This is a genomic window from Alterirhizorhabdus solaris (genome assembly GCF_007785815.1).
Taxonomy (GTDB): domain Bacteria; phylum Pseudomonadota; class Alphaproteobacteria; order Sphingomonadales; family Sphingomonadaceae; genus Alterirhizorhabdus; species Alterirhizorhabdus solaris.
In genome coordinates, this window is record NZ_VNIM01000023.1 from 1 (window position 1) to 18,395 (window position 18,395).

The window sequence follows — 18,395 nt, forward strand, 5'->3', positions numbered from 1 at the left end:
AAAAATTTTTACAAGAAAAAGCCGGCATCCGACATCCTAAGATGTCTGGTGGGCTCGTAGATTTGAATAAGAGACAGGGCCTGATGGACGGTTTCGCCGGGCTCGCCCCTTACTGGTGGTGGCTGATCGCGGCTCTGGCGCTGGCCACCGCCGAAATCGTCGCGCCCGGCGTCTTCCTGATCTGGCTGGGCGCCGCCGCCGCCGTGGCGGGCATCCTCACCGCCCTGCTGGGGCTGCCGCTGCTCGGTCAGGTGATCGTGTTCGCGGTCGCGTCGGTCGCCGGCGTCTATGCCGCGCGCCGCTGGTTCCAGCGCAACCCCGGCATCTCGCCCGATCCGCTGCTGAACGATCGCGCCGGCCAATTGATCGGCATGCTGGTGACGGTAGTGGAGCCGATCGCGGCGGATCGCGGCCGGGTGCGCGTGGGCGACGGCGTGTGGAATGCGGCCGGCATCGATGCGGTGCCCGGCGAAACCGTCCGCGTGATCGGCGCGCACGGCACGACTTTGCTGGTGGAGCGCATCTAGGGTTTCGCGCGCCGCGCTCCTACCGCTGGCTGCATTTCAGATCGATCGTGCGCCGGTCGAGTTCGGTCAGCGGCGTTCCCAACCGGGCGGTTTCCGCATCCCAGCACCGTTGACGCGGCGTGCGATCGTCCTTCGGCCCGACCGGCAGGACATAGACCGGATAGGCCAGACCGGGCACGTTCACCGCCACCGGGGGCGTCGGGTTTCGGGGACGCGATGTATCGCCGTCCCGCGCCTCTGCGGCGGCCGGGGCCAGCGCCACCACCAGCGCGGCGACGGCGCCGAGGGCGACGCGCCTGCGCCACGGGATCGGGTGATGATCGCGACGCGGCGTGCGACCCTCCCGTCCCGTCGCCAGACGCCGCGCCCGCATCGTCAGAACCCCATCAGGCTCAGCACTTCCTTGCGGCTGCGCTCGTCTTCGCGGAACACGCCCATCATGCGGCTTGTCTTCATCGAGACGCCGGTGGTGCGGACGCCGCGCGCAGACATGCAGGCGTGGCTCGCCTCGATCACCACCGCCACGCCCTGCGGCTTCAGGTGGCGCCACACGCAATCGGCGACCTCGGCGGTCAGGCGCTCCTGCACCTGCAACCGGCGGGCGAAGCCGTGGAGCACGCGCGCCAGCTTGGAGATGCCGACGACGCGATCGGTCGGCAGATAGGCGATGTGCGCCTTGCCGATGATCGGTGCCATGTGGTGCTCGCAATGCGACTGGAACGGGATGTCCTTGAGCAGCACGATCTCGTCGTAGCCGCCCACCTCCTCGAAGGTGCGGCTGAGATAGTCGGCCGGATCGGACTCATACCCCTGGCAATATTCCTTCCACGCGCGCGCCACGCGCTTGGGTGTGTCGAGCAACCCTTCGCGATCGGGATCGTCGCCGGACCAGCGGATCAGCGTGCGGATCGCCTCGGCCACATCGTCCGGCACCGGCAATTTGGCCTGTTCCAGTCTGTCGACGCCATCCCCGGCGCCCCCGGTTTCACTCATCGCACGTCTCTCCTCTGGCACCCTGCATATCACCGCCGCCCGCCACTGCCACCCCTGCGCACGATCCGCCACCGGCGCGATATCGGGCGGGGCAGGCACTAATCGAGATCAGGCTCGTTCAACCGCCGAACATATCCATGCCGCCTGAGGTGGCCGACAGGAACCGTAACCGGCCCATCATGACGACCGACCTCCCCTCGCCGCCCGCAATGCCGCTTGCCGAAGCGGGCTGGGACGAAGCCGCGCGGATGGCAGCGCTGCACCGCTATGCCATCCTCGATACGCCGCCCGAGCCGGATTTCGACGACATCGCCCGCCTCCTCGCCGACAGTTTCGAGGCACCGATCGCGATCGTCAATCTCGTCGCCAGCGATCGCCAGTGGTTCAAGGCGGAAATCGGCCTCGGCCTGCGGGAAACCTCGCTCGATGTCTCGATCTGCGCCCATGCCCTGCTCCGCCAGGGGGTGATGGTAGTGCCGGATACCCGCGACGATCCACGCTTCGCCAGCAACCCGCTGGTCGCGGCAGAGGGTGGCCTGAGGTTCTACGCGGGCGCGGTCCTCTCCACCGTGGCGGGGCTGCCGATCGGCACCTTGTGCGTGCTCGATCGCAAACCCAGGCCCGAGGGGATCACCCCGCGCCAGCACTTTCTGCTGGAGGTGCTGGCACGGCAGGTGATGAGCCAGCTGGAACTGCGCCGCGCCATCACCCGTCGCGACATGCGGACCGAGGCGTTGCGCGCGGAGACGCGCGAACGGGAGCAGGCCGAGGCGGCGCTGAAGGAAAGCCAGCGACGCTATCAATCCCTGTTCGATTCGATCGATGCCGGCTTCTGCGTGATCCAGCTGGAATATGACGCCGACGGCACCGCGCATGATTATCGCTTTCTCGAAACAAACCCCGCATTCGCCGAGCAGACCGGCCTCCACGACGCCATCGGCCATCCCTTGCGCGAGCTTGCCCCGGACACCGCCCGCTACTGGATCGACGTCTTCGGGGGCGCCCCCAGCACCGGCCTGACGATCCGGCTGGAAGAACCCACGCCGACCGCCGATGGCAACTGGTACGAGATCCACGCCTTCCGCATCGGCGCGCCCGAGGACCGGCAGGTAGCGGTCCTCTCCAACCAGATCACCGCGCGACGCCGTTCCGAACTGGCGCTGCGCGAGTTGAACGCCACGCTGGATGCGCGCGTGACCGAGGCCATGGCCGCGCGCGAGGCGGCGCATGAGGCGTTGCGCCAGTCGCAGAAGCTGGAGGCGATCGGCCAGCTCACCGGCGGCGTCGCCCATGATTTCAACAATCTGCTTACCGTCATTCGCGGATCGGTCGACCTGCTGCGCCGCCCCGATCTCCCGCCGGACAAGCGCATGCGGTATATCGACGCGATCGGCGACACCGCCGACCGCGCGGCCAAGGTGACCGGCCAGCTGCTCGCCTTCGCCCGGCGGCAGGCGCTGACGCCCATATTGTTCGACGTGGGCCGCAGCCTGAGCGAAACCGCCGACATGCTCGGCACGCTTTCGGGCGCCTGCATCGAAACCGAGGCGCGCGTGCCCGACGAGGCCTTCCACATCCTGGCCGATCGCGCACAGTTCGACACCGCGATCATCAACATCGGCATCAACGCGCGCGATGCGATGAAGGGCGAGGGCCGGCTGGTCATCGTGGCGGAAGCCGTCACCGAAATCCCCGCGCGGCGCGCCCACGGGCCGGTGGCGGGCGATTTCATCGCCGTCAGCATCACCGACACCGGCCCGGGCATCGCCGAAGCGGATATCGACCGGATCTTCGAGCCGTTCTTCACTACCAAGGGTGTGGGCGAAGGCACCGGGCTGGGCCTGTCGCAGGTGATCGGTTTCGCCAAGCAGTCTGGCGGGGATGTGCGGGTGGAAAGCGTAGCCAGCCAAGGCACCACCTTCACCCTCTACCTGCCGCGCGCCGCGCGCCCCACCGACGGGGTCAGCGAGCCGGACGGGCTGGATACCACCCCCGTCGACGGCGATGGCGCCTGCGTGCTGGTGGTGGAGGACAACGAACAGGTCGGTGCGTTCGCCACGCAGGCCCTGCGCGAACTGGGCTATGACAGCGTGATGGCACCGGATGCCTCGCATGCGATGGCGGAGCTGGCCAAGGACAGCACCCGCTTCCACATCGTCTTCTCGGATGTGGTGATGCCGGGCATGAACGGGCTGGAACTCGGCACGGAAATCCGCCGCCGCTATCCCGATCTGCCGGTAATCCTCGCCAGCGGTTACAGCCACGTTCTTGCGCGGCACGGCCAGCAGGGGTTCGAGCTGCTGCACAAGCCCTATTCGGTCGACCAGCTTTCCCGCGTGCTGCACAAGGCGATCGGTGGCCGCGCACGGAAACCGATCGACATTCCCTGAGCGTCTGTCCGGCGCCCGGCCCTCCCCGGCAATCTTTTGAAATCTTCGGCTGTGGCGCAAGTCACAGCGGGCGTTCAGGCAGGACGGCATACACGCTCCATCGAAGGAGACGGTGATGCACCTGCCCAGCCCCGACAGCTTCTGTCGCCACGAGATCGTTCCGGCCACCCGCCACCTCACCACGCTGGAAGAGCGCGTGGTGATGCTGGCGCGGCGCGATGCGGATCGCGGGGCGTTCGAGCCGAGCCGGTCGGGTTTCGCGCGCCTCCTCACCCTGTTGACCGGCGTCGAGGGGCCGCAGCCGCTCGCCGACGACCGGCTCGAGACGCTCCGCCGCTTCGCCTGCTTCGAACGGCGGGGCGACCGGCGGGCGCAGGCGGCGGCGGCCGACCTGATCGGCTTCGGCTTTTCGCCCGAGGCACTGGCAGGCGCGGCGGTGATCGCGCGCGCCTGAGGGCGATACGGTTTCGTACGAGTAGCGTTGCGTACGCCGTCTGTTGAACGGCTATCGAAGGCGGCGGCGGGCACATGTATGCGCCCCCGCCGCCTTACCTGTTCCTGCTCGCGTCAGACGCCGCTGGATCGATCCGGCCTGATGCCTCGTACCGGGCGCGCGGCGACCGCTGCCGCCGTCGCCCAAGCTTCGGTCGGGGCATGCGAGCAGACCTCGTCTTAAGCGCTGGAAGTGGATCGCCACGTCGGAGAACCGGTGCCCCTATCTGCGCGGTCCGCTCCGGAGTGCGATCGCCCCTGTATCACTTGGTTCGGTCGCCTTGCGTCGCCCGATCCGGTCGGGCGGGGGGCTTCACAGCCCGTGCCTGGCGGAATGCCGCCTTCCCAGTCCCGCCAGCCCGCCACCATGGCAGGCCGTCACGACAGGACCGTTTCGCCTCGACCGGCTCGCAAGTCGAACGGTCGCCACCGTCGTCGCGCGGGATGCGGCGGACCGACACCCGTGCGGAACGCCAGCGTAGCGCGTCGGTAACAGCCCCGACGCGCGGGCAGCGGGTGCAGCGCGCGTGTCCGAGGCTTCGCACGAGCGCGGCCGAACAACCCGCGCGCCCGCGCGCTACTTCTTCGCCAGCGCCGCCTGTGCCGCCGCCAGCCGCGCGATCGGCACGCGATAGGGCGAGGCCGAGACGTAATCGAGGCCGATCGTCTCGCAGAAGGCGATCGAGGCGGTGTCGCCGCCATGTTCGCCGCAGATACCCAGCTTGATCCCCGGCCGCGTCTTGCGCCCGCGCTCGGCGGCGATCTCGATCAGTTCGCCCACACCCTCCACGTCGAGGCTGACGAACGGATCCTTCGCGTAGATCCCCTTCTCGACATAGGCCGAGAGGAAGCGCGCCGCATCGTCGCGGCTCACGCCCAGCGTCGTCTGGGTCAGGTCGTTGGTGCCGAAGGAGAAGAACTCGCCCACCTCGGCGATCTCGCCCGCCTTCAGCGCCGCGCGCGGCAGCTCGATCATCGTGCCGACGAGATACTCGATCCGCCGGCCCTTGTCGGCGAACACCGCCTCCGCCGCCTTGTCGATCACGATCTTCATCAGCTCCAGCTCGCGCCGGGTGCCGACCAGCGGAACCATCACCTCGGGGATCGGCGCCGCGCCCGATTTCTCGGCCACGTCCACCGCCGCCTCGAAGATGGCGCGCGCCTGCATCTCGTAGATCTCGGGATAGGTCACGCCCAGCCGGCAGCCGCGATGGCCCAGCATCGGGTTGAACTCGTGCAGCTCGGCCGCGCGCCGCTTCAGCACGTCGACCGACACGTCGGCGGCCTTCGCCACTTCGGCGAACTCGGCCTCCTCGTGCGGCAGGAACTCGTGCAGCGGCGGATCGAGCAGGCGGATGGTGACGGGCAGACCGGCCATGATCTCGAAGATCTGGGTAAAGTCGGCGCGCTGCTCGGGCAGCAGTTTCGCCAGCGCCACGCGGCGGCCCTTCTCGTCCTCCGCCAGGATCATCTGGCGCACGGCAGTGATCCGCGCGGCATCGAAGAACATGTGCTCGGTGCGGCACAGCCCCACGCCTTCCGCGCCGAAGCCGCGCGCCACCCGGCAATCCTCGGGCGTCTCCGCATTGGCGCGCACCTTCAGGCGGCGCACCTTGTCGGCCCACTCCATCAGCGTGCCGAAATCGCCCGCCAGCTCCGGCTCCACCGTCGCGACCGCGCCCAGCATCACCTCGCCGGTCGCCCCGTCGATGGTGATGATGTCGCCCTCGCGCACCTCGCGCCCGCCCACGCGGAAGCTGCGCGCCTTCGCGTCGATCGAAAGCGTGCCGACGCCCGACACGCACGGCCGCCCCATGCCGCGCGCCACCACGGCGGCGTGGCTGGTCATGCCGCCGCGCGCGGTGAGGATGCCCTTGGCCGCGTGCATCCCGTGAATGTCCTCGGGGCTCGTCTCGGTGCGCACGAGGATCACCGAATCACCCATCTCGGTCCGCTTCTCGGCGGTGTCGCTGTCGAACACGGCGATTCCGCTGGCGGCGCCGGGCGAGGCGGGCAGCCCCTTGGCGATCACGTCGCGCGGCGCCTTGGGGTCGAGCGTGGGGTGGAGCAACTGGTCGAGCGCCGACGGATCGACCCGCGCGACCGCCTCGGCCTCGGTAATCAGCCCCTCGGCCGCCATGTCCACCGCGATCTTCAGCGCGGCCTTGGCGGTGCGCTTGCCCGAGCGGGTCTGGAGCATCCAGAGCTTGCCCTGCTGCACGGTGAACTCGATATCCTGCATGTCGCGGTAATGCGTTTCCAGCAGGTCGAACACCTTGGCCAGCTCGCCGTACACTTCCGGCAGCGCCTCTTCCATCGACAGCGGCTTCGCGCTCGCCCCCTCGCGCGCGGCCTTCGTCAGATATTGCGGGGTGCGGATGCCGGCGACGACATCTTCCCCTTGAGCATTGATGAGGAACTCGCCGTAATAAGCGCGATCGCCCTTGGCCGGATCGCGGGTGAAGGCCACCCCCGTCGCCGAGGTATCGCCCATGTTGCCGAACACCATCGCCTGCACGTTGACGGCGGTGCCCCATGCGGCGGGGATGTCGTTCAGCCGGCGATACACCTTCGCCCGCTCCGACTGCCAGGAGCCGAACACCGCGCCGACAGCACCCCACAATTGCTCGTGCACGTCCTGCGGGAACGGCTTGTTCCACTGGTCCTCGACGATCGCCTTGTAGCGGGCGACGAGCGCGCGCAGATCGTCGGCGGAAAGATCGGTGTCGAGGGTGAAACCCTTGTCTTCCTTGGCGATCTCCAGCGCTTCCTCGAACTCGCCGTGGTCCAGCTCCAGCACCACGTCCGAATACATCTGGATGAAGCGGCGGTAGCTGTCCCACGCGAAGCGCGCGTCACCCGATTTCTCGGCCAGCCCCACGACCGTCTCGTCGTTGAGGCCGAGGTTGAGGACCGTGTCCATCATCCCCGGCATCGAGGCGCGCGCGCCCGAGCGGACCGACACCAGCAGCGGATCGGCCGCGACGCCGAACCGCTTGCCCGTCACGCCTTCGATATGGGCGATGCCGTTCGCGACTTCGGTCCGCAGGCTCTCGGGGAATTGCTCGCCCTCGTCGTAATAGACGGCGCACATGTCGGTGGAGATGGTGAAGCCCGGGGGCACCGGCAGGCCGATCGAGGCCATTTCGGCCAGGTTCGCGCCCTTGCCGCCGAGCAGGTTCTTGTCACCCTTGCCACCATCGGACACGCCGCCGCCGAAGCGATAGACGTACTGGGGCGCAGCGGCGGTATCGGGGTTTGCGCTGGCCATCATCTATCCTTCGATCCTGGAAAAGTCCGCGACATTGTGCATCGCAGCACGAATGCGATCAAGCAAGGCGAGCCGGCTGGCGCGCTTGTCCTGATCCGGGTCGTTTACGATTACGGCCGTAAAGAAAGCGTCGATCGGCCCGCGCAACGTGGCGAGCGCCGCCATCGCGCCCGCGAAGTTCTCACGCTCCACCGCCGCCGCCGCGTCCGGCCCGGCGCGATCGAGCGCGGCGATCAGCGCGGCTTCGGCCGGCTCGGGGGTGTAGGCGGGGGCATCGGCGGCCGCATCCAGCGCCGCGATCGTGGCGGCGACATCCGCATCCTCGACTTGGCTGAGCGGGTCTTCCTCACCGGTCTGCGCGATGCCCTGTTCGGCCGGGCCGGAAAGGATCGCGGGCGTGCCCGTCCACCCTTCCTTCCTCAGGATGTTGGCGGCGCGCTTGTACCCGGCAAGCAGGTTCGCCCCGTCCTCGGTCGCAACGAACGCTTGCAACGCATGAACACGGGCGAGCAGGCGGACGAGATCATCCTCGCCGCCGAGCGCGAACACCGCGTCGATCAGATCGTGACGGACGCCGGCCTCGCGCTGCTGGACCTTGAGGCGGTCGGCGAAGAAGTCGAGTGCCTTCGGAGGTGCTTCCCGAATGCGTTCGCCACCGGTCTGCAAAAACTCAAACACCCGATCGGTTTCGGGTTTCATAACGACCGTGAATTCACCCAAGGCCTCAGCCATTATCGACATTCGACGATTGAATTCTGCTTCAGGCAAATTCCGGTCAGGCTGCACCTCCAGAATTTTTTGCAAGTACAGTGCATAATTGGTGTCGTTTAAAGCCGTACGACTCATTACACTATCGATAACAAGCGCTGCTGCTCGCCTAATCAAGGAGGCAAGCCGTATCCGCAGTCCGTTTTGCTGAATCGATAGCAAGATACCGAGAGCAGCACGTCTCAGGGCGTAAGGATCGCGTGAGCCTGAAGGAAACTCTCGCGCGGTAAAAAACGCGGCAAGCGTATCCAGCTTGTCCGCCAAACTCACCGCCACCGTCACCGGCGCGGTCGGCACCTCGTCGCCCTGCCCCACGGGCGTGTAGTGATCGCGGATCGCGTCGGCCACCGCATCGGGCAGCCCCTCGGCGCGGGCGTAATAGCCGCCCATCACGCCCTGCAACTCGGGGAACTCGCCGACCATGCCGGTGACGAGATCTGCCTTGCACAGCCGCGCGGCATCTTCCGCCATCTGCGCGAGCGTGGCGCGGTCATCCCCTTCCCCGAGCGAAGTCGAGGGGCCGGCGGCGTCGGGCGAAGACGGGACGCGGGGCTTCTCGGCTGCGCTCGAAGGCGTGTCTCGACTGCGCTCGACATAAGGGGGCGTGGTCGCGCCGACGATCCCCTCCTCCACCAGCCAGCGCGCCAGCTTCGCCACGCGCGCCACCTTGTCGGCCACGGTGCCGAGCTTTTCGTGGAACACGATCCGATCCAGCTTGCCCGCCCATTCGGCGAGCGGCACCTTCAGATCCTGCTCCCAGAAGAACTTCGCGTCGGATAGTCGCGCCGCCAGCACCTTGCGGTTGCCCGCCACGATGCCCGCGCCGCCGTCGTTCGCCTCGATGTTGGCGGTGCAGATGAACGCGGGGGCCAGCGCGCCGCCCGCATCGGTCAGCGCGAAATATTTCTGGTTGGTCCGCATCGTCAGCTGGATCACCTCGCGCGGCACGGCGAGGAAGGCGGGGTCGAAGGTGCCCAGCAGCGGCACGGGCCATTCGGTCAGCCCGGCATTCTCCGCCACCAGCCCCTCGTCCGGCACCACCGTCAGCCCCGCCGCCGCAGCCGCCTTGGCAGCACCCCCGGCGATGATCGCACGCCGCTCGGCCGCGTCGAGGATCACGTGGGCGGCGCGCAGCTTGAAGGCATAGTCGTCGGCGTTGCCGATCGTGATCGGGCCGGGGTGGTGGAAACGGTGGCCGAGCGTGGCGGTGCCGCTGGAGATGCCGTCGATCTCGAACGGGACCAGATCGTCGCCCAGCAGCGCCACGATGCCCTGCAACGGCCGCACCCAGCGCAGGGACGCGGTGCTGGCCGAGGCCGTGCCCCAGCGCATCGACTTGGGCCACGGGAAGGCGCGCACGATGGCGGGCACGGCGGCGGCCAGCACCTCGGCGGTGGCGCGGCCGGGGCGGCTCGTCACCGCGAACAGGATCATGTTGCCCTTGGCATCGGGGCGCTCGACCAGCTGCTCGCGGGTCAGCCCGGTCTTGCCGAGGAAGCCGGCGAGCGCCTGCGCCGGCGCATCGGCGCGCGGCCCCTTAACCTCCTCGGAAACGGCCTCGGTCGCCAGCGGCAGCCCCCGCGCGATCAGCGCGAGGCGGCGCGGGGTGGCGTGGCTCTCGAGGCCGGTAGCGACGAGGCCGGCCTTCGCGATCTCGGCGGCGAAAAGACGGGCGAGGTCGGCGGCCGCCTTCTCCTGCATCCGCGCGGGGATTTCCTCGGAGAGCAGTTCGAGCAGGAAGTCGGCCATCGTCAGGCCTCCCAGCCGTTGTGCGTCATCCATGCGGCGCAGGCGCCCTTCGCCAGCTCGCGCACGCGACCGATATAGGCCTGCCGCTCCGCCACCGAGATCACGCCCCGCGCCTGCAACGTGTTGAAGACGTGGCTCGCCTTGATCGCCTGGTCGTAGGCCGGCAGCGGCAGCGGCTTTTCGCGATCGAGCAGGGCGCGGCACTCGTCGGCTGCCATGGCGAACTGTTTGAACAGCGTGTCGGTATTGGCGGCCTCGAAATTATACGCACTGAACTGGCGCTCGTTTTCGAGGAACACGTCGCCGTAGGTCACGCCCGCGTCGTTGAAGGCGAGGTCGTACACCCGGTCCACGCCCTGGATGTACATCGCCAGCCGCTCCAGCCCGTAGGTCAGTTCGCCCGCCACCGGCTTGCAGTCGAACCCGCCGACCTGCTGGAAATAGGTGAACTGCGTCACCTCCATGCCGTCGCACCACACCTCCCAGCCCAGGCCCCAGGCGCCCAGCGTCGGGCTTTCCCAGTCGTCCTCGACGAAGCGGATGTCGTGTTGCAGCGGATCGATGCCGATCGCCGCCAGCGAACCGAGGTAGAGGTTCTGGATATCGGTCGGGGCGGGCTTCAGGATCACCTGATACTGGTAATAATGGCCGAGCCGGTTGGGGTTCTCGCCATAGCGGCCGTCGGTGGGCCGGCGGCTGGGCTGGACGTAGGCGGCCTTCCACGGCTGCGGCCCCAGCGCGCGCAGGGTGGTGGCCGGGTGGAAGGTGCCGGCGCCCATCTCCATGTCGTAGGGCTGGAGGATCACGCAGCCTTGCGCGCTCCAGTAATCGTGCAGCGTGAGGATCAGCTTCTGGAAGCTGAGCGGCTTTTCGGCGCCCAAGACGATAGACCCTTCGCAAATGCAGCGGAACGCGCCCGCGTTAGGCGCAACCCCGCGATCCGGTCAAGCCGAACGCCCTTTCGCAGGGCGAGCCGAGCGGGTAGCAGCGGGGGATGCGCCGCTTCCCTCTGCTCACTGGCCCCCTGCTCGCCGCCCTGTTGCTCGCCGCCTGCGCGCCCGCCCCGGCCCCGCCGCCGCAAGCGGCCGCCGTGGCACGCCCGGCGGTGTGGAAGCTGGCGGATGCGGACACGACGATTTACCTGTTCGGCACCATCCATGTGCTGCCCACCGGCTATGCGTGGCAGAACGGCCCGGTGCGCGACGCGGTCGGGCAGGCGCAGGGGCTGGTGCTGGAAACGCTGGTCGGCCCCGATCCCGCCGCCGTCTCCCGCACGATGCTGGCGATGGGCCGCGCGCCCGGCTTGCCGCCGCTGCTGGACCGCGTGCCGGCGGACAAGCGCGCCGCCATCGCAGCGCTGATCGCGCGCAGCGGCCTGCCGCTTTCGCTGCTGGACGGAATGAAGACATGGGCGGCGGCGCTGCTGCTCGTCGGCACCACGCTCACCGACATGAAGCTGGTGGCGGGCGAAGGCGTGGAGCCGCAGCTCGAGGCGGCGTTCCGCGCCCGGTCATTGCCGGTGGAGGGGCTGGAGACGCCGGCCGAACAGCTCGGCTTCTTCGATACGCTGCCGGAAACCGCGCAGCGCGATTTCCTCGCCACGCTGGCGGACGACGGCGCGACCGCGCGCAAGGATTACGACGCGATGCTGGCGGCATGGAGCCGGGGCGACGCCAAGGCCATCGCCGCCACCTTCGACGAAGAGCTGAAGGAGAGCGCCGCGTTGCGCGAAACCCTGCTGGTGCGCCGCAACGCCCGCTGGGCGAAATGGCTGGAGGCGCGGCTGGCCCGCCCCGGCACTGTGCTGGTGGCGATGGGCGCCGGCCACCTGACGGGGCGGGATTCGGTGCAGGACGTACTGAAGAAGGACGGGTTGAAGGTGGTGCGGCTGCGCTGACGGGGGCGGATCAGCGCGCGGCGATCGCCGCAGGCGCCGGTTCACGCAGCAGCGGCACGAGCAGATCGTTCAGGTCGTCGAGCGTGAACGCGGCGGCCCTGGCGTATCGCAGGATGCCGTTGCGATCGATGATGTAGTTGGTCGGCACCGCGCCCAGGATGGCGTACGGCCCCTTCAGCCGGCGTACCATCGGGAAGCTCACGGCGGCGGCCAGCGGTTTCAGCCTGCTCACGGGGGCCGAATCCTCGGTCGTCACCGCGATCACGCTCAGGCCGGCATCCTTTTGCAGACGGTGGTAGCCGTCGAGCAACGGCAGCTCCACCTTGCACGGCCCGCACCACGTCGCCCAGAAATTGAGGAGCACGACCCGGCCGCGCAGGCTGGCAAGCGAAATGGTGGCACCGTCGAACGTCTGCACGCTGAAATCGGGCGCCGGCTCGCCGATGCGCGGCTTCGCGTTCAGGACGGTCGGCGTGGCGCAGGCGATCAGCATCGCTGCGATGGCGATCATGGCTGGCTTCATGGTCCGGTCCCCCCGGGACGAGGGGATGGCCACCACCGTCGCCCAGCGTCAACCTGCTTTGACTTTCTTTGACTTGGCTACCTCCTTCCGTTAAGGGCGCCGGCTCGCGCTCCGGTCATCCCTGGAGGCGGTGCGCGTGTTTCAACCAAGCGAACTGGAGACATGATATGAGCGACGTGCTCACCCTGTCGGCCGAGACGCGCGAACGGGCAGGCAAGGGAGCCTCCCGTGCCATGCGTCGTGAAGGCCGCGTCCCCGCCGTAATCTACGGCAACAAGCAGGAACCGCTCTCGATTCACCTCGAGGAAAAGGTGCTGATGAAGATGCTCCTGACCGGGCATTTCATGAACAGCGTCGTGATGATCGACGCAAACGGCCAATCCTTGCGGACCCTGCCCAAGGACGTCCAGTTCCACCCCGTCACCGATCGCCCGCTGCATGTGGATTTCCTGCGCATCGGCGAGCACAGCAAGGTGCACGTCAACGTGCCCGTGGTGTTCACCGACGAGGAGGCCTCGCCCGGAATCAAGCGCGGCGCGGTGCTCAACATCGTGCAGCATGAGCTGGAACTGATCGTCGACGCCGCCGAGATTCCCGAGCAGATCGAGATCTCGCTGGCCGGGCTGGATGTGGGCGCCACCGTCCACATCTCCGACGTCGCGCTGCCCAAGGGCGCCGAGGCCGCGATCACCGACCGCGATTTCACGATCGCCACGATCGTCGCACCGTCCGCGCTGCTGAGCGCTGCCGACGCGGCCGAAGATGCCGCGGCCGAAGCCGCCGCTTCCGAAAGCTGATGACCCTGCCCGCCGCCCCGGTTTCGGCCGGGGCGGCGGTGCGGCCAATGTACCATGCAGATCTGGGTCGGCCTCGGTAATCCCGGCGCGCAATATGCGCTCAACCGGCACAATGTCGGCTTCATGGCGGTGGACGCCATCGCCGAGATCCATGGCTTCGATCCGTGGAAGAAGGCGTTCCAGGGATGGAGCGCGATGGGCCGGATCGGCCCCCAGCGGATATTGCTGCTGAAACCCGCCACCTTCATGAACGAGAGCGGCCGCGCCGTCGGAGATGCGCTGCGTTTCTACAAAGGCGATGTCGGCGACGTCACGGCCTTCCACGACGAACTCGACCTGGCGCCGTTCAAGGTGAAGGTGAAGACGGGCGGCGGCACCGCCGGTCACAACGGCCTGCGTTCGACCGAGGCCCATGTCGGCAACGCCTACCGCCGCGTCCGGCTCGGCATCGGCCATCCCGGTCACAAGGACCGGGTGACCGGCCATGTGCTGGGCAACTATGCCAAATCCGAGATGGACCCGCTGGCCGACATGCTTGGCGGGGTCGCTGCCGAAGCGGAGCGGCTGGCGGCTGGCGACGACGCGCGCTTCATGAACGAGGTGGCATTGCGCCAGCAGCCATAAGGCTCAATCAGGTCACGGTCGGCTGTCTCGACTATGATGCGTCATGCGCCTTCTACACCGCGCTCGGCCTGCGGCGCATCGTCGACAGCCCGCCCCGCTATGCGCGTTTCGAGACGCCGACCGGCAAAACCTTCTCGATCCACACGGTCGAGCGGGTCGTGTCCTCGACCCTGATCTATTTCGAATGCGACGATCTCGACGATCGGGTGGCCGCACTGAAACAAGCCGGCATCACATTCACGCACGACGTCCGGAACGAACGTTGGCTATGGCGCGAGGCCCGGCTGGTCGACCCGCCGGGAACGAGATCTGCCTGTATCATGCAGGCGAAAACCGCCGCTTCCCCCTTTGGCGGGTGGAAAGCGGCGGCTCGACGATCTGACCTAGCTGAAGTTCTTCGGCAGCCCGAAATCGACCTGACCGCCCTGCGCCCCGGCGCCGCCCTGATGGCTCGCATCGCCGTCATCGGTGGCCAGCTGGCGGGCCTTGCGGCGGGCGGCCTCCTCGGGGGTGAGCGGCGTGGTGCGGCCCAGTTCTGCTTCCTGATCGGTATCGCCGCCGGGTTGGGTGGTCATGCTGGCTCTCCTTCGGGTGTGGGGATTGAACGAAGCCCCGTCCACCCCGTTCCCTGACCCGACCCGACCCGCTGGCGTCCCGTCGCTCCCCGGCCTATCGCGCGGACGCCCGCTTATGCCGTCGCCGAGGATGAAGATGCCCAGCCGCTCCCTGTTCGCCACACGCCTGTACGAGGACCGGATCGACGATCCCGCCTTCCTCGCCGAACTGGAGGAGGCCTGCCGCGACATCGCCGCCGAGGATCGCGCGGGGCGCGCATGGTCCAGGCAGCACGGCTATCGCGGCTACACCAGCTATGCCTCGCTGGCCGATCTGCCACAGCGCGATCCGCGCTTCGCCGAACTGGTCCGCCGGCTTGGCGCGCACGTCGCCCGCTTCGTGGTCGATTGCGCGTTCGATCTGGGCGGGCGCAAGCCGAAGCTGGACAGCCTGTGGGTGAACCTGCTGAAACCGGGTGGTGCCCATTCGGGGCATATCCACCCGCACAGCATCGTTTCCGGCACGTTTTACGTGGCGATCCCGCCGGGCGCGGGGGCGTTGCGGGTGGAGGACCCCCGCCTGCCGCTGATGATGGCCGCCCCCAAGCTGCGCGCCGATGCCCCGGCCGACCAGCAGCGCTTCGTCAGCGTCGCGCCGCAGCCGGGCACCGTGCTGCTGTGGGAAAGCTGGCTGCGCCACGAGGTGATCGCGGGCGCCGGCAGGGAGGAGCGGATCAGCGTGAGCTTCAACTACCGCTGAGTTACCTGCCGGTTGCCTTGCCGCCGGGTGCCTTGTCGCCGCCTGCCGGCTTCGCGCCCCCCTGCTTTGCGTCCCCCTGCTTTGCACCCTCCTGCTTTGACTTGTGCGCGGCGATCTGTTCGTCGATCTCGCGGATGCGCTGGCGCTGCGGCGTATCGTGCGGCAGCCCCTTCAGCCGCGCCTCGGCCCACAGCTTCGTCCGCTCCGATTGCAGCGCCTTGAGGTAAAGGTCGGCCATGTCGTCTCCCTGTCTGGCCGCCTGCCCTATCGCCTGACGTGGCCCTGCGCCACCGGCGCGTGCGGCTGGCATCGCGGCGGCTTTCGGCCTATCGGGGCCGATCTATCAGATCACGGGATTTACAAGCGATGGGTTTCCGCTGCGGTATCGTCGGGCTGCCGAACGTCGGCAAGTCGACCCTGTTCAACGCGCTGACCGAGACGGCGGCGGCACAGGCCGCCAACTATCCGTTCTGCACGATCGAGCCGAACGTCGGCCAGGTGGCGGTGCCCGATCCCCGGCTGGACGAGATCGCCAGGGTCGCCGGTTCCGCCAAGATCATCGAGACGCAGCTTGCCTTCGTCGACATCGCCGGGCTGGTGCGCGGCGCGTCGAAGGGCGAAGGGCTGGGCAACCAGTTCCTCGCCAACATCCGCGAGGTGGATGCGATCGTCCACGTGCTGCGCTGCTTCGAGGGCGGCGACGTGACGCATGTGGAGGGCAAGGTCGATCCGATCGCCGATGCCGAGACGGTGGAGACCGAACTGATGCTCTCCGACCTCGAATCGCTGGAAAAGCGCGTGCCCGCCTTCCAGAAGAAGGCGACGCAAGGCGACAAGGAGGCCAAGGCTGCCGCCTCCGTGCTCGGCAAGGCGCTCGACCTGCTGCGCGAGGGCAAGCCCGCCCGGCTGACCAAGCCCGCCGACGAGGACGAGCAGCGCATCTTCAGCCAGGCGCAGCTGCTCACCGCCAAGCCGGTGCTGTACGTGTGCAACGTGGACGAGGGATCGGCGGCCGGGGGCAATGCCCTGTCCGCCCGCGTGTTCGAGAAGGCGGCGTCGGAAGGCGCCAAGGCCGTCGTCGTCTCCGCCGCGATCGAGGCGGAGATCGTCACGCTCGACCCCGCCGACCGCGCGGAGTTCCTCTCCGATCTGGGGCTGGCCGAAACCGGCCTCGCCCGCGTGATCCGCGCCGGCTACGAACTGCTCGATCTCATCACCTTCTTCACCGCGGGCCCCAAGGAGACGCGGGCGTGGACGGTGGATCGCGGCAGCAAGGCACCGCAGGCGGCAGGCGTGATCCACACCGATTTCGAGCGCGGTTTCATCCGCGCCGAGACGATTGCCTACCCCGATTACGTCGCGTTCAAGGGCGAGGCCGGCGCGCGCGAGGCGGGCAAGCTGCGCTCGGAAGGCAAGGAGTATGTGACGCAGGACGGCGACATCATGCTGTTCCGCTTCAACGTCTGACGCCATGACGGTGTGGTTCGAAGATTTCACGGTGGGTGCCGTCGCCCGCTATGGCTGCTATGCCGTCACCCGCGAGGCCGTGCTGGCTTTCGCCACCGCCTACGATCCCCAGCCGTTCCACCTCAGCGACGAGGCCGCCGCCGCCAACCCGATCTTCGGGCGGCTGGCGGCGAGCGGCTGGCATACCGCGGCGATGACGATGCGGATGACCGTGGAACGCTGGGCCGCCATGGGTGGCGCGTCGCTCGGATCGCCCGGGATCGACGAGCTGCGTTTCCTCAAACCCGTTTATCCCGGCGACACGCTGACGGTGGAGGCCGAGGTGCTGGCCGCCCGCCCGCTCGCCAGCCGCCCCGATCGCGGGGTGGTAAAGACATCCACGCGCACGCTTAACCAGCACGGCGAGGCGGTGCTGTCGTTCACCGGCAACACCTTCTGGCCACGCCGCCCGTAAGACCGCCTTCCTCGAATGGAACCGCGCCTCGGCCACGAGGGTTGCGCGGACACCATTACGAAAGGCCATGACATGTCCGACACGCCCAACACCACCGGCCCGCTGACCGACGGCGAGGCCACCAGCCTGCTGTTCGCCTCCAATAAGGTCGACGGCACCAAGGTGAAGAGCCGTGACGGCGACACGCTCGGTTCGGTCTATTCGCTGATGATCAACAAGCGGTCCGGCAACACGACCTATGCCGTACTCAGCCTTGGCGGCTTCCTCGGCATGGGCAAGAGCTATTACCCGCTGCCGTTCCAGCTGCTCACCTACGATCACGTCGCCGACGGCTATATCGTGACGATCGATCGCCGTTTGCTGGAAGGCGGCCCGAGCTGGGCGAGCAATTCGCCGGAATTCAACCAGGCCTATGCCGACCGCGTCTCCAACTACTACGGCGTCACCCCGGTGGATCTGACGCTGAGCTGAGTTTTCCCGCCCCGCCGCCGGGCGGGGCGTCACCATGCTCATCGGCGGTTCAGCCGCGCCGGCGATAGAACCGTCTCGTCGCGGCACCAGCGGCGATGCGATGGAGATACGGCGATGAAGACCCACCTGCTCGCTCTTGCCCTGGCGACGCTGCCCGCCCTCGCCACGCCGGTGCTCGCGCAAAGCGCCAGCGACGAACAGCGGTGGGAGCAGGCGCAGGCTCGGTATCGGGCGGAGACGGACCGCTATTACACCGAGCGCGATCTCTACTACGACACCCGCGCGCGCCGCCCCGGCGACCGTTACGGTGCTGCCCCCTCGCCCGGCGGCTACGACGACCGCTTCGCCACCGATTACGACGCCGCCCGCGACTATCGGGACGATCCGCGCTATCGCGAACGCCAGCTTTCGACGGACGATCAGGTCTATCGCGGGTCGGACGGGCGCTATTACTGCAAGCGGAACGACGGCACGACCGGCCTCATCCTCGGCGCGGCGGGCGGCGGCATCCTCGGCAACGTGATCGACGGTGGCCGCCGTCGCACCGGCGGCACGCTGATCGGTGGCGCGCTCGGCGCCCTGCTCGGCCGCTCGGTGGACCAGAACGGCGGCGCGCAGTCGCAGGACGTGCGCTGCCGCTGAGGTGGCGTTCCCCGCC

Annotated in this window: 19 protein-coding genes and 1 pseudogene; 12 read left to right on the forward strand and 8 right to left on the reverse strand. The window is 68.2% G+C overall.

Going from position 1 to position 18,395, the window contains the following annotated elements; genetic code table 11:
• Nucleotides 1–83 precede the first annotated feature (83 nt).
• Nucleotides 84–527, forward strand: coding sequence for an NfeD family protein (locus FOY91_RS07655; RefSeq protein WP_145149744.1), 444 nt, complete (start codon nt 84–86; stop codon nt 525–527).
• 19 nt (nt 528–546) lie between these two features.
• Here the strand turns inward: FOY91_RS07655 and FOY91_RS07660 are convergent, their stop codons facing one another.
• Nucleotides 547–900, reverse strand: a complete 354-nt coding sequence (locus FOY91_RS07660) for a hypothetical protein (RefSeq protein ID WP_238995295.1) — start codon at nt 898–900, stop codon at nt 547–549.
• A gap of 2 nt (nt 901–902) precedes the next feature.
• Nucleotides 903–1,520 (reverse strand): GTP cyclohydrolase I FolE, encoded by a 618-nt coding sequence (gene folE / locus FOY91_RS07665; RefSeq protein ID WP_145149746.1) that lies wholly within the window; start codon nt 1,518–1,520, stop codon nt 903–905.
• Between the two features lie 179 nt (nt 1,521–1,699).
• Between folE and FOY91_RS07670 the strand changes: the two genes are divergently transcribed.
• Together FOY91_RS07670 and FOY91_RS07675 are read left to right on the forward strand one after the other, a co-directional pair.
• Nucleotides 1,700–3,910: a hybrid sensor histidine kinase/response regulator gene (locus tag FOY91_RS07670; protein ID WP_238995296.1), complete on the forward strand. Its 2,211-nt coding sequence runs from the start codon at nt 1,700–1,702 to the stop codon at nt 3,908–3,910.
• 115 nt (nt 3,911–4,025) lie between these two features.
• Nucleotides 4,026–4,364: a hypothetical protein gene (locus tag FOY91_RS07675; RefSeq protein WP_145149748.1), complete on the forward strand. Its 339-nt coding sequence runs from the start codon at nt 4,026–4,028 to the stop codon at nt 4,362–4,364.
• Nucleotides 4,365–4,979: 615 nt separating this feature from the next.
• Here FOY91_RS07675 and ppdK read toward each other — a convergent pair.
• From ppdK to FOY91_RS07690, 3 genes are read right to left on the reverse strand one after another with little or no spacing between them, the layout of a single operon-like run.
• The gene (ppdK, locus tag FOY91_RS07680) at nt 4,980–7,673 is read right to left on the reverse strand and encodes a pyruvate, phosphate dikinase (protein ID WP_145149834.1); all 2,694 of its coding nucleotides are present in this window, start codon (nt 7,671–7,673) and stop codon (nt 4,980–4,982) included.
• A 3-nt stretch (nt 7,674–7,676) separates the two neighbouring features.
• Complete coding sequence (gene glyS / locus FOY91_RS07685) at nt 7,677–10,190, reverse strand: glycine--tRNA ligase subunit beta (RefSeq protein WP_145149750.1); 2,514 nt, start codon at nt 10,188–10,190, stop codon at nt 7,677–7,679.
• Nucleotides 10,191–10,192: 2 nt separating this feature from the next.
• Nucleotides 10,193–11,077 (reverse strand): glycine--tRNA ligase subunit alpha, encoded by an 885-nt coding sequence (locus FOY91_RS07690; protein ID WP_145149752.1) that lies wholly within the window; start codon nt 11,075–11,077, stop codon nt 10,193–10,195.
• Between the two features lie 107 nt (nt 11,078–11,184).
• On the opposite strand from FOY91_RS07690, the gene FOY91_RS07695 reads away from it, so the two are divergent.
• Nucleotides 11,185–12,087: a TraB/GumN family protein gene (locus tag FOY91_RS07695; RefSeq protein ID WP_145149754.1), complete on the forward strand. Its 903-nt coding sequence runs from the start codon at nt 11,185–11,187 to the stop codon at nt 12,085–12,087.
• A gap of 10 nt (nt 12,088–12,097) precedes the next feature.
• On the opposite strand, the gene FOY91_RS07700 is transcribed toward FOY91_RS07695, so the two are convergent.
• Nucleotides 12,098–12,598: a TlpA family protein disulfide reductase gene (locus FOY91_RS07700; RefSeq protein ID WP_238995297.1), complete on the reverse strand. Its 501-nt coding sequence runs from the start codon at nt 12,596–12,598 to the stop codon at nt 12,098–12,100.
• Between the two features lie 179 nt (nt 12,599–12,777).
• On the opposite strand from FOY91_RS07700, the gene FOY91_RS07705 reads away from it, so the two are divergent.
• The 3 genes and pseudogenes from FOY91_RS07705 to FOY91_RS22695 form a co-directional block, all read left to right on the forward strand.
• Nucleotides 12,778–13,407 (forward strand): 50S ribosomal protein L25/general stress protein Ctc, encoded by a 630-nt coding sequence (locus tag FOY91_RS07705; RefSeq protein WP_145149759.1) that lies wholly within the window; start codon nt 12,778–12,780, stop codon nt 13,405–13,407.
• A 54-nt stretch (nt 13,408–13,461) separates the two neighbouring features.
• Complete coding sequence (pth, locus tag FOY91_RS07710; protein ID WP_145149761.1) at nt 13,462–14,031, forward strand: aminoacyl-tRNA hydrolase; 570 nt, start codon at nt 13,462–13,464, stop codon at nt 14,029–14,031.
• Nucleotides 14,028–14,273: pseudogene (locus FOY91_RS22695) on the forward strand (VOC family protein); the annotation flags it as partial. The gene pth and the pseudogene FOY91_RS22695, both read left to right, overlap by 4 nt.
• Nucleotides 14,274–14,414: 141 nt before the next feature.
• Here the strand turns inward: FOY91_RS22695 and FOY91_RS07720 are convergent.
• Entirely contained in the window at nt 14,415–14,606 is a 192-nt protein-coding gene (locus tag FOY91_RS07720) for a hypothetical protein (protein WP_145149763.1), read from the reverse strand.
• Between the two features lie 136 nt (nt 14,607–14,742).
• Here FOY91_RS07720 and FOY91_RS07725 point away from each other — a divergent pair, with 136 nt between their 5' ends.
• Nucleotides 14,743–15,345, forward strand: a complete 603-nt coding sequence (locus FOY91_RS07725; RefSeq protein ID WP_145149765.1) for a TIGR02466 family protein — start codon at nt 14,743–14,745, stop codon at nt 15,343–15,345.
• A gap of 1 nt (nt 15,346) precedes the next feature.
• On the opposite strand, the gene FOY91_RS07730 is transcribed toward FOY91_RS07725, so the two are convergent.
• On the reverse strand, nt 15,347–15,583 hold the full coding sequence (locus tag FOY91_RS07730; protein ID WP_145149767.1) for a hypothetical protein: 237 nt from the start codon (nt 15,581–15,583) through the stop codon (nt 15,347–15,349).
• A gap of 128 nt (nt 15,584–15,711) precedes the next feature.
• On the opposite strand from FOY91_RS07730, the gene ychF reads away from it, so the two are divergent.
• The 4 genes from ychF (at nt 15,712) to FOY91_RS07750 (ending at nt 18,379) form a co-directional block, all read left to right on the forward strand.
• Nucleotides 15,712–16,812 (forward strand): redox-regulated ATPase YchF, encoded by a 1,101-nt coding sequence (ychF, locus tag FOY91_RS07735; RefSeq protein ID WP_145149769.1) that lies wholly within the window; start codon nt 15,712–15,714, stop codon nt 16,810–16,812.
• Nucleotides 16,813–16,816: 4 nt separating this feature from the next.
• A complete protein-coding gene (locus FOY91_RS07740) occupies nt 16,817–17,266 on the forward strand; it encodes a MaoC family dehydratase (protein WP_145149771.1) in 450 nt (149 codons plus the stop codon).
• Between the two features lie 72 nt (nt 17,267–17,338).
• Nucleotides 17,339–17,737, forward strand: a complete 399-nt coding sequence (locus FOY91_RS07745; protein ID WP_145149773.1) for a PRC-barrel domain-containing protein — start codon at nt 17,339–17,341, stop codon at nt 17,735–17,737.
• Between the two features lie 114 nt (nt 17,738–17,851).
• Nucleotides 17,852–18,379 (forward strand): glycine zipper 2TM domain-containing protein, encoded by a 528-nt coding sequence (locus tag FOY91_RS07750; RefSeq protein ID WP_145149775.1) that lies wholly within the window; start codon nt 17,852–17,854, stop codon nt 18,377–18,379.
• Nucleotides 18,380–18,395 lie beyond the last annotated feature (16 nt).

Bases quoted from the DNA above. Each gene is read 5' to 3' on its own strand.
- FOY91_RS07740 (WP_145149771.1), top strand. From the start codon at position 16,817: ATGACGGTGTGGTTCGAAGATTTCACGGTGGGTGCCGTCGCCCGCTAT.
- FOY91_RS07730 (WP_145149767.1), bottom strand. From the start codon at position 15,583: ATGGCCGACCTTTACCTCAAGGCGCTGCAATCGGAGCGGACGAAGCTG.
- FOY91_RS07725 (WP_145149765.1), top strand. From the start codon at position 14,743: ATGCCCAGCCGCTCCCTGTTCGCCACACGCCTGTACGAGGACCGGATC.
- ychF (WP_145149769.1), top strand. From the start codon at position 15,712: ATGGGTTTCCGCTGCGGTATCGTCGGGCTGCCGAACGTCGGCAAGTCG.
- FOY91_RS07705 (WP_145149759.1), top strand. From the start codon at position 12,778: ATGAGCGACGTGCTCACCCTGTCGGCCGAGACGCGCGAACGGGCAGGC.
- FOY91_RS07660 (WP_238995295.1), bottom strand. From the start codon at position 900: ATGCGGGCGCGGCGTCTGGCGACGGGACGGGAGGGTCGCACGCCGCGT.
- FOY91_RS07700 (WP_238995297.1), bottom strand. From the start codon at position 12,598: ATGATCGCCATCGCAGCGATGCTGATCGCCTGCGCCACGCCGACCGTC.
- FOY91_RS07655 (WP_145149744.1), top strand. From the start codon at position 84: ATGGACGGTTTCGCCGGGCTCGCCCCTTACTGGTGGTGGCTGATCGCG.
- ppdK (WP_145149834.1), bottom strand. From the start codon at position 7,673: ATGGCCAGCGCAAACCCCGATACCGCCGCTGCGCCCCAGTACGTCTAT.
- folE (WP_145149746.1), bottom strand. From the start codon at position 1,520: ATGAGTGAAACCGGGGGCGCCGGGGATGGCGTCGACAGACTGGAACAG.
- glyS (WP_145149750.1), bottom strand. From the start codon at position 10,190: ATGGCCGACTTCCTGCTCGAACTGCTCTCCGAGGAAATCCCCGCGCGG.
- FOY91_RS07750 (WP_145149775.1), top strand. From the start codon at position 17,852: ATGAAGACCCACCTGCTCGCTCTTGCCCTGGCGACGCTGCCCGCCCTC.
- FOY91_RS07670 (WP_238995296.1), top strand. From the start codon at position 1,700: ATGACGACCGACCTCCCCTCGCCGCCCGCAATGCCGCTTGCCGAAGCG.
- pth (WP_145149761.1), top strand. From the start codon at position 13,462: ATGCAGATCTGGGTCGGCCTCGGTAATCCCGGCGCGCAATATGCGCTC.
- FOY91_RS07675 (WP_145149748.1), top strand. From the start codon at position 4,026: ATGCACCTGCCCAGCCCCGACAGCTTCTGTCGCCACGAGATCGTTCCG.
- FOY91_RS07695 (WP_145149754.1), top strand. From the start codon at position 11,185: ATGCGCCGCTTCCCTCTGCTCACTGGCCCCCTGCTCGCCGCCCTGTTG.
- FOY91_RS07745 (WP_145149773.1), top strand. From the start codon at position 17,339: ATGTCCGACACGCCCAACACCACCGGCCCGCTGACCGACGGCGAGGCC.
- FOY91_RS07720 (WP_145149763.1), bottom strand. From the start codon at position 14,606: ATGACCACCCAACCCGGCGGCGATACCGATCAGGAAGCAGAACTGGGC.